The organism is Cobetia sp. UCD-24C (genome assembly GCF_001306765.1).
GTDB classification, from domain to species: domain Bacteria; phylum Pseudomonadota; class Gammaproteobacteria; order Pseudomonadales; family Halomonadaceae; genus Cobetia; species Cobetia amphilecti.
The window spans coordinates 112,007-124,798 of the sequence record NZ_LJTD01000001.1 but is presented as its reverse complement, the minus strand read 5'-3'; the positions used below and the strand labels follow the sequence as shown (position 1 = coordinate 124,798).

Annotated in this window: 10 protein-coding genes; 2 read left to right on the top strand and 8 right to left on the bottom strand. The window is 62.6% G+C overall.

All coding sequences use genetic code 11. The annotated features are described in order from the left end of the window. Nucleotides 1–285 precede the first annotated feature (285 nt). Entirely contained in the window at nt 286–2,934 is a 2,649-nt protein-coding gene (gene ppc, locus AOG28_RS00520; protein ID WP_043331859.1) for a phosphoenolpyruvate carboxylase, read from the top strand. A gap of 247 nt (nt 2,935–3,181) precedes the next feature. On the opposite strand, the gene AOG28_RS00515 is transcribed toward ppc, so the two are convergent. The 8 genes from AOG28_RS00515 to AOG28_RS00480 form a co-directional block, all read right to left on the bottom strand. Further along, nucleotides 3,182–4,228: an asparaginase gene (locus AOG28_RS00515; RefSeq protein WP_054554979.1), complete on the bottom strand. Its 1,047-nt coding sequence runs from the start codon at nt 4,226–4,228 to the stop codon at nt 3,182–3,184. Nucleotides 4,229–4,330: 102 nt separating this feature from the next. Then, the gene (gene pcp / locus AOG28_RS00510; RefSeq protein WP_054554978.1) at nt 4,331–4,990 is read right to left on the bottom strand and encodes a pyroglutamyl-peptidase I; all 660 of its coding nucleotides are present in this window, start codon (nt 4,988–4,990) and stop codon (nt 4,331–4,333) included. Between the two features lie 76 nt (nt 4,991–5,066). Then, a complete protein-coding gene (locus AOG28_RS00505) occupies nt 5,067–5,978 on the bottom strand; it encodes a DUF979 domain-containing protein (protein WP_054554977.1) in 912 nt (303 codons plus the stop codon). Next, entirely contained in the window at nt 5,975–6,748 is a 774-nt protein-coding gene (locus AOG28_RS00500) for a DUF969 domain-containing protein (RefSeq protein ID WP_082388105.1), read from the bottom strand. The genes AOG28_RS00505 and AOG28_RS00500 overlap by 4 nt, the downstream gene beginning before the upstream one ends. Before the next feature lie 367 nt (nt 6,749–7,115). Further along, entirely contained in the window at nt 7,116–8,306 is a 1,191-nt protein-coding gene (locus tag AOG28_RS00495; protein WP_054554976.1) for an MFS transporter, read from the bottom strand. Nucleotides 8,307–8,539: 233 nt separating this feature from the next. Beyond that, nucleotides 8,540–9,154: a hypothetical protein gene (locus AOG28_RS00490; RefSeq protein ID WP_054554975.1), complete on the bottom strand. Its 615-nt coding sequence runs from the start codon at nt 9,152–9,154 to the stop codon at nt 8,540–8,542. Nucleotides 9,155–9,404: 250 nt separating this feature from the next. Then, complete coding sequence (locus AOG28_RS00485; protein WP_054554974.1) at nt 9,405–10,019, bottom strand: CBS domain-containing protein; 615 nt, start codon at nt 10,017–10,019, stop codon at nt 9,405–9,407. 340 nt (nt 10,020–10,359) lie between these two features. Further along, on the bottom strand, nt 10,360–10,860 hold the full coding sequence (locus AOG28_RS00480) for a hypothetical protein (RefSeq protein ID WP_054554973.1): 501 nt from the start codon (nt 10,858–10,860) through the stop codon (nt 10,360–10,362). 708 nt (nt 10,861–11,568) lie between these two features. Between AOG28_RS00480 and AOG28_RS00475 the strand changes: the two genes are divergently transcribed. After that, nucleotides 11,569–12,771, top strand: coding sequence for a GGDEF domain-containing protein (locus AOG28_RS00475; protein ID WP_160317841.1), 1,203 nt, complete (start codon nt 11,569–11,571; stop codon nt 12,769–12,771). Nucleotides 12,772–12,792 lie beyond the last annotated feature (21 nt).

The window sequence follows — 12,792 nt, the reverse complement described above, 5'->3', positions numbered from 1 at the left end:
AGTAAGTTTACGCGATAGTCGGATTGTGGAGCCGAGGCCCGCGGTCGTATGCTGAGGGGAAGCGATCAGGACGCGAGTCTTGTCCTGCTTTCCGGTCTGCTGCGCCGCGGGTCTTTCCGTTTCGCGCCAGTGTCTTCACCAGCGCCAGGCCGGTGTCTTCCCTCAGCCGGTTGTCATCAGGTGTCTTTGCGCAATGAGGGAATCTGTTGTCAGCTATCTGACTGTGTGCCCCTGGTGACAGGGGAAGATGACCGCGGCAGCACCGTCACTCCCAAGGAGGGTTTCATGAGTCACGACTTGCATGAATCGTTGCGCGATAACGTGCGTATTCTCGGTGACAACCTCGGCCAGACCATCGCGGCCGACCTCGGCGATGACTTCGTCGCACGCATCGAGCGCATCCGCGCCCTGGCTAAACAGGGCCAGCAGGGCGATCAGGCCGCCCGTCATGAGCTGATCGACTATCTGCGTGATCTGCCGGATGGTGATCTGCTGCCGGTCACCCGGGCGTTCAACCAGTTTCTGAATCTTTCCAACATCGCCGAGCAGCACTACCGTGGCCGCTTCAAGCGCGTCGAGGATTATCGTCCCGGCAGCCAGCCGGACCTCGGCGAGCTGATCACGCGCATTCGCGAGCGTGGTTTCAGCGCGCAGAAGATCGTCGAGGAGCTCTCGGCGATGCGTGTCGAGCTGGTGCTGACGGCGCACCCGACGGAAGTCATCCGCCGCACCCTGATCCAGAAATACGATGCCATCGAGGGCTGCCTGACCCAGATGGAAGGCGCCTGTGATCGCCCGGAACAGGCGACCCTCGCGCGTGCACGCCTGACCGAGCTTATCAGTCAGGCCTGGCACACCGACGAGATCCGCCACGAGCGTCCGACGCCGGTGGATGAGGCCAAGTGGGGCTTTGCCACCATCGAGAACTCGCTGTGGCAAGCGGTACCGGACTTCCACCGTCAGCTTGACGAGATGACGCTGGACGCCGCCGGCGAGCGTCTGCCGCTGGATGCCGCACCGATCTGCTTCGCCTCCTGGATGGGTGGTGACCGCGACGGCAACCCCAATGTCACCGCCAGCGTGACGCGGACCGTGTTGCTGCTGGGACGCTGGATGGCAGCGGACCTTTACCTTCGCGACCTCGAACAGCTCAAGTCGGAGCTGTCGATGTGGAAGTGCACGGCCGCCCTGCGTGCCGAGGCCGGTGATGTGGCCGAACCCTATCGTGAGATTCTGCGTCGCCTGATCCTGCGCATGGAAAGCACGCGTGACTGGGCCAAAGCGGGCCTGGACGGCAAGCGCCACGAAGGTGTCGATATCATCGAGACCCGTGAGCAGCTGTATACGCCGCTGCTGGCCTGCTACCGCTCGCTGTGCGATGTGGGGCTGGACACCATCGCCAACGGCGCACTGCTCGACACCCTGCGTCGCGTGGCCTGTTTCGGTGTCACCCTGACCAAGCTCGATATCCGCCAGGAAAGCACGCGCCACGCACAGGTCTTCGATGAACTGAGTCAGACGCTGGGGCTGGGCAGCTATTTCGAGTGGGACGAGCAGCAGCGCTGTGACTTCCTCACCAAGGAGTTGGCTGGCCGTCGCCCGCTGATCCCGCGCCATTGGGAATGCTCCACCGACACGCGCGAGGTGCTGGATACCTTCAAGGTCATCGCGCGCGAGCATCGCGAGGCACTGGGCACCTACATCATCTCGATGGCCGGTCAGGCCTCCGATGTGCTGGCGGTGGCACTGTTGATGAAGGAGATCGGCGGTGATGTGCGCCTGCCGATCGCGCCGTTGTTCGAGACGCTGGATGATCTGGACCGCTCAGGCCCCGTCATCGACACGCTGCTGGGCATGCCGATCTATCGCGAGCAGGCCGGTGATCGTCAGGAAGTGATGATCGGTTACTCCGACTCCGCCAAGGACGCCGGCCAGCTGGCGGCCGCCTGGGCACAGTACCGCGCCCAGGAAACGCTGGTAGAAGTCACCAAGCGCCACGGCGTCGAACTGACCCTGTTCCACGGCCGTGGTGGTACGGTCGGTCGTGGCGGCGGCCCGGCGCATGCGGCGATCCTGTCCCAGCCGCCGGGCTCGGTGACCGGCTCGCTGCGCGTCACCGAGCAGGGCGAGATGATTCGCTTCAAGTTCGGTCTGCCGGACATCGCCAGCCGCTCGATGGAGATCTATGTCTGCGCGGTGCTGGAAGCCAGCATGCTGCCGCCGCCGGCGCCCAAGCAGCAATGGCGTGACGAGATGGATCGCCTGGCCGGTATCGCGCACAAGGCCTATGTGGGCGTGGTGCGTGAAGACCCGAACTTCGTGCCGTACTTCCGCTCGGTAACACCGGAAACCGCACTGGCACGCCTGCCGCTGGGCTCACGCCCCGCCAAGCGTCGTCAGGATGGTGGCGTCGAGACGCTGCGTGCGATCCCGTGGATCTTCGCCTGGACCCAGATTCGCCTGATGCTGCCCGCCTGGCTGGGCAGTGGCGAGGCCTTCGCCACGCGCATGCAGGAAGAGGGCGGCCTGGAAGTGCTGCGCGAGATGATGAACGACTGGCCGTTCTTCTCCACCTACGTCGACATGCTGGAGATGCTGCTCTCCAAGGCCGATCTTTCGACGGCGGCCTACTACGAGCAGCGTCTGGTCGATGAGCCGGCCCTGAAGGCGCTGGGGCAATCGCTGCGTGATCGTCTCGAGCGCCTGGAGAAGGTGGTGCTGGAGATCCGCGATCAACAGGCACTGCTTGAGCATATGCCGCTGATCCGTCAGGCCATCGATGTGCGCAACCCTTACATCGACCCGCTGCATGGTCTGCAGGCCGAGCTGCTGCAGCGTAACCGCGACGCCGATGGCGCCATCTCCGCCGAGCTGTCGCGCGCGCTGATGGTGACCATGGCCGGTATCTCCGCCGGTCTGCGCAACACCGGTTGACCCAGTTGATCCAGCTGGCCCGTTGATTTGCGCCTTGGCGTGAAGGATTAGCCAAGGCCTATCAGCGAAACTAGAAAGCCCCCGTCAGGCATGCCTGGCGGGGGCTTTCTGTTATCTATCAGTCAACGCTGGAGGTTGGTTTGCGCCCTGATCAGCGACCAGAATTCAGCGCTCAGCGGCTAGAGTTCAGAGGCTAGAGCTCAGCGCTCAGCGACAAGAGTTCAGCGACGCGCGGGGTCGCCAGGACTCACAGCAGGCCGCTGGCGCGCTCGCCTACCAAGGGCATCAGGAAGCGTTCCCGCTGCCAGTCCTCATCCTGATCGAGCGCCACCAGATGCAGCAGTTTGGTGAAGGCCGCTTCCAGCGTCATGTCGTCGCCTGACAGCACGCCGACGGTGGCCAGGCCTGCGCCGGCGGCATAGTGGCCGATGGTGACCGGCCCGTGCGGACATTGGCTGATACCGGCCAGCAGCTTGCCTTCGCCACGCGCATCGGCCAACACCCCCAAAAGCTCGCTGTCTTCCGGCAGATTGCCGCTGCCCCATAGCTCCAGCACGGCGCCCTTGACCTCGGGGCGCATCAACTGCACACGCACGCTCTCGGCACTGATGCCGGGGTAGAGCGGCAGGCGAATGATGCTGTCCTTGCCGAGGCGAGCATAGTCGGGCAGCTCGAAGGCGGGGCCTTGATCATCCATCAGGCGGCCGGGATAGAGCACGACGCGGTCATCGACCCATTCGCCCAGCAGCGGCGCATTGGGCGTGGTGAAGCCGCGGTGGTCCTGGGTGTACCACTTGCGGGTGCACACGCCACGTAGCAACTGTCCACCGAAGGCGACCACGACTTCATTGAGGGTCGGCTGGGCGGCGGCGGTGAGCGCCAGCTCGACATTGCCCAGCGCGTCACTGTGCTCGGCTTCCAGCGGCAACTGTGCACCACTGACGATCACCGGGCGCGCGGTACCCTTGAGCTGGAAGGCGAGGCTGGAGGCCGTCCAGGCCAGGGTGTCGGTGCCCTGCAGCACGACGAAGCCATCGAAGCTGTCGTAGGCGTCCGCGATCTGGCTGGCGATGGTGTGCCAGTCCGCCGGTGTCGCGGAGGAGGAGTCGATCAGCTGCGGAAACTCGCGCAGGGTGAAGGCGGGCAGACGGCCACGACGGCTGGGGGGCAGTTGCTCCAGTGCTGCGCGCAGGCGTGCATCGAAGTCACCGGCAGGTACCAGTCCTTGTTCACTTTCCACCATGCCCAGCGTGCCGCCGGTATACAGCACCAGGATGTGCGTCTCGGGAGTCATCGTGTCCACCTGCCAGAAATGGGAAAGCCGGCATTGTAACGCATGCCGGCTTGCAGGGGAGCTGTCGGAGTCGGGCGGTCAGCCGCGACGCGATGGTGGCGCTCAGCTGATATTGCCACCGCCGATGCGTGCATCCTTCTGATGGGACATGGCGCTGATGCACATCACCCGTACGCCTGCGAGCATGCTTTCAAGACTCATGGTCGGCAGGCGGCCATCGACACTCTGCTCGGGCAGCGCCGGAATATGCACGAAGCCGGAGCGGATGGGGCTATCCGCCAGATGACGCTGCACCCCATAGAACAGGTGGTTGCAGACGAAGGTGCCTGCCGTGTAGGACACGCTGGCGGGAAGGCCCGCCGCCTGGAGGTCGTTGACCATCGCCTTGATCGGCAGGGTGGTGAAGCAGCCATCCGGGCCGTCGGCCTCGATGGGCTCATCCACCGGCTGGTGGCCACCGTTGTCCTTGATGCGATAGTCATCCAGGTTGATGGCGACCCGCTCCGGCGTGATTGCACTGCGACCGCTGGCCTGACCGAGCATGATCACGGTGTCAGGGGCGTGCTGGCCGATGGCCTCGATGACGCTGTCAATCGCGGCGTAGCGTGTCACCGGCACTCGGCAGGTGATGATCTCGAAGCGCTCATCGGGCTGGTCGTGCATGGCCAGTGTCTGGCCGTCCAGTTGTTCGATGATCTTGAGGGCGGGATTGACGCTATCCGTGCCGAAGGGCTCGAAGCCGCAGAGTAGCAGACGACGCATGATGACATTCCTTGGCTGGCATCGATCACCGCGGGTCACGGCTGGCGGTGATCGATGCGCGGGTGAGAGTGGGAGATCAGAAGGCCAGCAGCAGCATCAGGCTGATGTTGGCGGCCAGCATGACCAGCGCAGGCAGTATCTGTGCGCGAATGATGTGGTAGCGGTCATCCAGTTCCAGCAGGGCGGCCGGCACGATGTTGAAGTTGGCGGCCATCGGCGTCATCAGCGTGCCGCAGTAGCCGGACAGCATGCCCAGCACGCCGACGATGGCCGGGTTGCCGCCATGCAGCGCGATGACCAGCGGATAGCCGATGCCGGAGGTGATGACCGCAAAGGCCGCGAAGCCGTTGCCCATCAGCATGGTGAACACGGCCATGCCGACGCAGTAGGCAATCACGCAGGCGATCAGACTGGTATCCGGCACCACGCTCGAGACCAGCCCGGCGATGGTCTGGCCGACGCCGGCCTGATCGAACAGCAAGCCAAGGGCGGCCAGGAATTGCGGCAGGATGGCGGCCCAGCCGATGGCATCGGCCAGACGGCGACCTTCCTGCATGCCGGTCGCCGGGCTCTCGCGCAGCAGCAGCAGCGCCACGGCAAAGGCCAGTACCGTCGCGACGCCCAGGCCGACCAGCGCACTCTGACCTGTCGTGAGGGTGTAAAGGAAGGTGCCGACCGGAATCACCAGCGCGGGGATGAACAGGCACGACCCCAGACGCTTGCGGCGCGCCTGACGCGCCTCATCGCTCAACTGGCCGTAGTTGCCGAAGCCGAGCTGGCCGGTGGCGGCCAGCAGGGCCAGCGCCAGCATGGCAAGCCCGACCACGACATCGGGCAGCCACTGACCAAATGCCAGGCTGATGCCGAAGATCATCCAGAAGGCACTGGTGCCGAGTCTGCGCGGGTGATCACGATCGGTGAGCGTCAGGACGGCAAAGGCCATGATGGCGAAGCCGGTAATCAGGTAGAGAGCGTCGATACCGTTCATGAGTGGCTCTCCGTCGCAGAAGTGGTGAAGGTGTCCTTGCCTGGTGTCGCGTTAGTCTGGCCGGAGGGCTGGGGGTATTCCTCGCGCAGCAGCTGTCGTTCACGGCGAATGCGCGCGTCCAGCCGGCGGCAGAGCACGAAGACCACCACCAGTGACACCAGCGCGGTGGGAATGGCATACAGCGCCATGTCGGCCAGGCTGACGCTGGCGCCACTCTTGTCGAGCACGCTCTTGATCAGCAACAACCCGCCGGAAGCCACGAAGATCAGCTGGCTGAAGAAGTTGCCGAAGTTCTCGCTGACGGCATTCAGAACGCGGATGCGTTGGCTCAGGGCCTTGAAGCGTGGCGAGCTCAGCGCCTCTTCGGGGAGATCACGTTCGGCGGCGCCGACTGACATCGGGGCGACCAGCGGCCGGATCATCGCCGGGTGGCCACCGAGCTGCAGGCCGAAGGCATTGGTCGCCTTGCGCAGCACCAGGTAGCTGAAGGAGATGCGCCCGGCGCTGGCGGCCCGCAGTTTCTGGACCAGATGTTCGGCCTGATCTCGCAGTCCATTGCGCTCGAGCAATCCGATCACCGGCAGGGTGATGATGAACAGCGAGACGGCGCGGTTGTCGGTAAAGGCCTGACCGAGCGCGGCGAGAATTTCAGTGGGTGACATGCCGGCCACCAGGCCGGAGGAGAAACCTGCCACCAGCACCACCAGCAGCGCATTGAGGCGCAGTGCCAGGCCGATGACGATGATGGCTACGCCAATCAATGACAGCATGAGGTGTCTCCCGAGCCGGGGGAGGACAATCGAATCCTTTCGAAGGACATGAGCATGTGCCTCTGGATGTGAGATTGTTGTTATGAGGGTCTCGTTGCGCAGCAGGTCGAACATTGCCTTGCTGGTTGACCATTGCCGAGCAGTTCGAACATGGCAGTGCCGTTCGAACATGGCAGGGCGCAATGTTCGTTGCTTTACAACGAGAACTCAGAGGGTAGAGCGACACCAGAGGAATCCAAATGAGACATTCGGAATATATAAATTACAACGACATGTAGTATCGGCAAAATCTATCATCCAGGCATGAATGACAGATAATATTGATACCTTGGTGGGGCCTTGCCTCACCGAATGAGAGGAGAAGATGTCAGCCGTCGACCACTTCGGTGCTGCCATCCTCGCGCAGACAGATACGGCGACGCCTGCCGACCTGGAAGCCAAGCATGGCGGCGCTCAGCAGGATCAGCGCGAACAGCGACGCGATCACGCGCAGGTCGGCCGTGATTTCCAGCAGAATGCCGACGGCAAGTGGCCCGAGGGCGGCCAGCATGTAGCCGGTGCCTTGTGCCATGCCAGAGAGGGCGCCCGCCAGACGTGCATCGGAGGTGCGCAGCACCAGCAGCGTCAATGCCATCGAGAAGCTGCCCCCCTGGCCGAAACCGAGCAGCACGGCGAACAGCCAGCGCAGTGACAGCGGCCCGATCATCAGTCCCAGCAGGCCGATGGCGGTACAGGACAGCAGCAGCAGGATGGCGGGGCGCTGGTCGCGGCCCATGCGGCCGATCACGGGGGCCAGCAGGGCGGTGAGCACCTGTGCCATCACCGAGGCGGCCATCAGCCAGCCGGATTCGATATCGCTCAGGCCGCGCTGCTGGAGCAGGAAAGGCAGCCAGCCAAAGACGATATAGGCCAGGGAAGACTGGCAGCCCATGAAGAAGGTGACCTGGCGGGCCAGCGGCAGGTGCCACAGGCGGGGGGTGGCCTGCTGTTGGCTGGTCATCTTCTCTGGCCACGGGTGGGGCATGCTCAGGCGCCAGGCGGGAAGCGCGATCACTACAAGCAGCGCCCAGCAGGCCAATGAGGCTTGCCAGCTGTCGAGAAGATTGGCCAGTGGCACGCTGAGTCCCGCGGCCAGCGCCGCACCAAGACATAGCGCCATGGTGTACACGCCGGTGAACAGGTCGGCTCGCTCAGGATGCTCACGCTTGACGATGGCGGGCAGTAGGGTGCCGGCGACGCCGATGCTGCCACCACATAACAGGGTGCCGAGATACAGCAGCAGCGCCATGTCACTGGCACGCAACCAAAGGGCGATGCCGAGAGTGACCAGGGCAAGGCTGAGGGTGCGCTCTACCCCCAGGCGGCGGGCCAGGCGCGGCGCCAGTGGGGCGAACAGTCCCAGGCAGACGACGGGCAGTGTGGTGAGAAGGCCCGCCGCCAGCGTGCTCAGGCCCAGGTCCTGGGTGATGCGATCCAGCAGGGGCGCCAGGGATGACAGCGCCGGACGCAGGTTCAGGGCGACCAGGATCAGGATGAGCAGGAAAAGGGATGCTGGCATTCGGCGCATGAGGAAACCTGAACGAGAGGACAGGTCTGTGAGAATACCGGCATATGCTCAAGCTGTCTTGCCGCGAGCGGCTCTTCCTCTAACCGGGCTGGACAGCAGAACGCTCGGCAATTGCCGAGCGTTCTGTCTCAATGCGCCTTTCTCGATGCGCCTTTCTCAATGCACCTGTCTCAATACATCTGTCTTGGCTCAATGTCCCCGTCGCGATGCGCCGCTCCTGTGCCTCAGTACTTGGGCTCAAGCTCCAGCTCGCGTGTAGGGCTGTCGATCCTGCGTGCTGCCGCGCGTTGACGCGTCGTGGCGCCGTCGGCATGCACGTCGTGACCGCGGGGAGCGACATTGCGCCATGCGGGCGTCTTCTGCAGGCGCTCGGCATTGGCGCGTGCCGTATTGGAGACTGGCTGGCGACTCGCCTTGGCGCGAATCAGGGTCATGTCCTCGGTGCTCAGCAGCAGGCCGTGGGGCGTGCGCTCCAGCACGAGGTGGCCGCGGAAATGCCAGCAGCGCATGGGAGTATGCGCGACACGATAGCGATGGCCAGCCACCTCCAGCGAGATGGCTTCCTTCGGCTGGCAGCCAAGGGGGTGCAGAGTCACTTCCTCCAGCAGCACCAGACGATTGAAGTCGTCCGGCTGAAGTACCTGATTGCCATCATGCATGCGCACCGGGAAGGCATGGTTGTCACGCTGCAGCTCACGCCGCTTGTGACTGACGCTGCCGTTGCCTTCCACGATGCCGGCACCACACACATGCACGAGCTCGCCATCAATCTGTTTGATGACGAGCACCTCGACGTGGCGCTGCTTGAAAAGATGATCACGCAGTGAGCGTAATGGCATGGCTGAAATCCTCATCTACACCATCCGTTGGCTGAGTATATCCGTCAGAGCCCGAGTCATCTCTCTGACCGACAGGCGCTTCCATACTGCCTGCCAAGTGATATCTCGCACTGATAGCCACATCATACGCCGTTTGTGAGCATTTTTCCCGAATCAAGCACCAGTCTGGGGATAAACCATCTTGTCAGGACGCGGCTTCATGACGCCTCTGTCAGCCAGATGGCTGAGGATACCGCCTACCCTTGTCGGGTCACTCGTACTTGCCCAGCACGGCCCGGCAGATATCAGCGAAATTGCGTGCTTCCGGCGGGTGCTCCAGATCGAGCCCCAAGGCCTTGCCGACGCGGGAGGCGGCGACCAGACCGCGCACGCTGGGTTTGCCATCGTCGCCCTGCTCGGTCACCAGCAGGTGGGATTCTCCGCTCTTACGCAGTGTCTCGACCAGGTCCCCGACGCGGGCGCGCTTGAGCACAGCGAGAGGAATGCCCTGCAGCTCCGCGCGGGGTATCTGCACCATGTCGGTAGTGACTTCGTCGCGCTGAACATTGAAGCGGGTCATGGCGCGCATCACGACTCGGCCACCCTGCAGCTCACGCGAAGTCACCACGCCGGTGAAGGTGCCATCATGATCGTGGACCAGCAGCAGACGCACCCCTGCCTGTTTCATGGTCGCCAGTGCCTGACCGATGGAGGCGCTGCCCTGAATGCTGCGACCGGCGGTGACGGCAAAATCCGTCACCAGCTCACTGGCCGGGCTATCCATGGTGATGTCGCCGATCGGCTGCAAAGGCAGACGAGCGGAAGTGACATGAGAGAGCGTTTCGACGTCGAGGGTATGGTAAGCCGACGGTGCAATGGCATTCATGGACTGACTCCTGTAATCAGATGACGAGCATGTTCTGCGTACTATGAGTCAGGCGAGGGCCAAGAGTTTCCTGCACGATGGGTAACCTCAGGTTGCTACTGTCGCAACAGTGACAGGATTTTCGGTCTATGATGTCAATATTTGCTGCAATGTGTGCGAGATGGGAAATGGATAGATTCCATTTCGGAAACAAAGACCCCGGCAGGCTGGTACTGGCATGAGCCAGCAGTTTCCTTGCCCCTGACAGCAATGATGCCCACTGCACGAGGCGAGTGGGCATCATTGAGCCGATTCAGGGAGTTATCCCTTCATCAGGGGCTGGTGAACACGCCCGGGCGCGTCACACCCACTGCTTGAGGTCGCCGCGTACGGCATCCAGGAAGGTGATGAAGTCGGTCTGGTCATCGGCGTCGCAACGGTCCACCTTGCAGGCCAGCTTCATCTTGGTGCCGGCGACGATTTCGTCATACACCTCGAGCGTGAGTTTCTCGACGCTGGCATCGGCGGGCTCCTGCTCGCCATCCAGCAGACTGAACGTCGTCATCAGCGTGCCGCGAAGACGCGTGGTGCCGCCTTCCACGACCACACGACGCACCTTGAGCCAGCCTTCTCGCACCATGATCTCACCCTGCGCATCGCGTTGCTTGTAGATGGTGCGATAGCATGCATTCTCGGAGACGCCCTTGGCGGCCATGCTTTCATAGGCCTTGATCATGCGCGTCGCCATGGTGCCAGCTTCGGCGATCTTGCGGCGGGCAGCACGATGTTCACGTTCCAGGCGGTCTTGCTTGGAGAAACGCTGCCACAGGTGGAAGTCGCGTGTCAGAGTGGTCGCGTCCATTACAGTCTCTCTTCTCTAAAAACGGCGGGGAAAAGTGGGTGACGGCTACTGCCATGTCCAGGCGCTGATGGTGTCACGAAGGCGGGCGATTGTCTGCCCGGTTCTTGTCTCTGACGTCGAGGAGGGGCCGAGCGTCAGGTGGTCCGGGTCATGCAGGCTGGCGATGAGATGTCAGCATTGCCATGCTCAAGAGTACCATTGACTGGTCACGGACTTTTTCCAGCCCGGTCATCATCACGACTGAATCTAGGGCTTAAATCTTCTCTGAACTACTCTGCAAGTCACCCACAAGGCCCACTTTGTGAGAATCTTCGACTGCTGATCCTCGAGATTGCTGATGCTTCACGCTCAGGCTCCTGCTACGTGAGCCATGCCGCTGTGATGGGATTGCCAGTCTCGCAGGGGAGGGCGCCTAGTACACGTGAGTCACATGCCTGACTGCGCTGCATGCCTTGAAGGATGCGCACTGGTTAGGGCTGTCACGTTTCATACAGCAGCGTGAGATAGAATAGGTAGGTAAAATCATCAGGTAGCGCGCAGCGGAGGCACACGGGAAGTGCCGTAAATGAGGAAGGAATCATGGCGAAAGCAGATCGCCGTCGCAAACCGGGAAGTCGGCAGGGTGTCTTGCGCACGGTAAACATGAAGTGGCGGTGGCCAGCTCCGGCGGGGCTGGCTGAGCGGCACCTCGCGCTTTATCAGTTGTTCATGTGGATCTATATCAGTGCGCTCGGCTGCCAGCTGGGCTACTTCGCTTTGCTGAGCCTGCAGCCTTATCCGCAGCCGGTGGTGATCAATGTCATCGGCGTCCTGCTCAACGTCCTGGCCATCATGTTCCACCGCAAGGGGTACATGAATTCCGCGTTGCTGTTGCTGGTGGTGCCGATGTCGGCCAAGGCGGCATGGTGGGAATATCAGTTCGGCGCCGAGGGTGGCTTCGAGTATTTCCATATCGTCGCCATCTTCTTCATCTGTATCGCGTCCTTGTCACGCATTCAACGGCTATTGTTCAGTGGTGTCCTGCTGCTGTTCTATATCGGCGCCCAATATCTCACCAGCCCGGTCTATATCGTCTCCTACGAGTTCATGTCGTTGGCCAGTGTCGTCAACCTGGTGATTTCCGTCACCTTCATCGCGGTGGTGGCGGTGCAGATCGGGTGGGAGGCTGAGCAGCGCGAGAAGCGATACCGTCGTGACTTGCGCCATGACCAGTTGACGGGGGCGCTGTCTCGTTTTGCCTTGCTGGAAGAGGGGCCGCGTCTGCTGAGTCGTGGTGGCCTGGGAGTGCTGATGATCGATGTCGATCACTTCAAGGCCATCAACGATACCCAGGGGCATGCGATTGGCGATGAGGTGCTGATAGAGCTGACGCAACGACTGCGTCATCACCTGCGCGGCAGTGATCAGTTGTGCCGCCAGGGGGGAGAAGAGTTTGTGGCCCTGTGCCCGACGGAGGACAGAGAAGGGCTCCAGCACGCAGCCGAGCGCTTGCTGCTCTCGATCAACAGTCGTGCCTTCACGCTGAGCAACGGCCAGCTGCTGCGGGTCACCATCAGTATCGGGGTGGCCCAGGGCGGACCGGCCGCTTGCGCTGAATCACTGCTGCCGGACCTCCTGCAGCGTGCCGATCAGGCCATGTACCGTGCCAAGCGCGAAGGGCGCAATCGGGTGGTCACTGTCTGGGATACGCCCGATCATGGCGCTGCCAGTCTCGATCAGATCGAGCCGTCTGATCACGACCACCGCCCCGATCACGGTCACAGCCACGACAGCCTGGCCATGCCAGGCATGCCGCCACTGGACACTCCGGGCGATGGATCAGGCGAAGCGGCCTCGATCCCCAGTCGCTCTGATGTCAGTCACCATGACGATGTGCAGACCGCCGATGAGGTCTATCAGTGGAAGCGCTGACGCAAGGATGATGGCTTTGCC

Excerpts from the sequence above, each read along its gene's own strand:
- AOG28_RS00505 (WP_054554977.1), bottom strand. The coding sequence starts at position 5,978 with ATGAACGGTATCGACGCTCTCTACCTGATTACCGGCTTCGCCATCATG.
- AOG28_RS00480 (WP_054554973.1), bottom strand. The coding sequence starts at position 10,860 with ATGGACGCGACCACTCTGACACGCGACTTCCACCTGTGGCAGCGTTTC.
- AOG28_RS00475 (WP_160317841.1), top strand. The coding sequence starts at position 11,569 with ATGTGGATCTATATCAGTGCGCTCGGCTGCCAGCTGGGCTACTTCGCT.
- AOG28_RS00485 (WP_054554974.1), bottom strand. The coding sequence starts at position 10,019 with ATGAATGCCATTGCACCGTCGGCTTACCATACCCTCGACGTCGAAACG.
- AOG28_RS00500 (WP_082388105.1), bottom strand. The coding sequence starts at position 6,748 with ATGCTGTCATTGATTGGCGTAGCCATCATCGTCATCGGCCTGGCACTG.
- AOG28_RS00490 (WP_054554975.1), bottom strand. The coding sequence starts at position 9,154 with ATGCCATTACGCTCACTGCGTGATCATCTTTTCAAGCAGCGCCACGTC.
- pcp (WP_054554978.1), bottom strand. The coding sequence starts at position 4,990 with ATGCGTCGTCTGCTACTCTGCGGCTTCGAGCCCTTCGGCACGGATAGC.
- ppc (WP_043331859.1), top strand. The coding sequence starts at position 286 with ATGAGTCACGACTTGCATGAATCGTTGCGCGATAACGTGCGTATTCTC.
- AOG28_RS00495 (WP_054554976.1), bottom strand. The coding sequence starts at position 8,306 with ATGCCAGCATCCCTTTTCCTGCTCATCCTGATCCTGGTCGCCCTGAAC.
- AOG28_RS00515 (WP_054554979.1), bottom strand. The coding sequence starts at position 4,228 with ATGACTCCCGAGACGCACATCCTGGTGCTGTATACCGGCGGCACGCTG.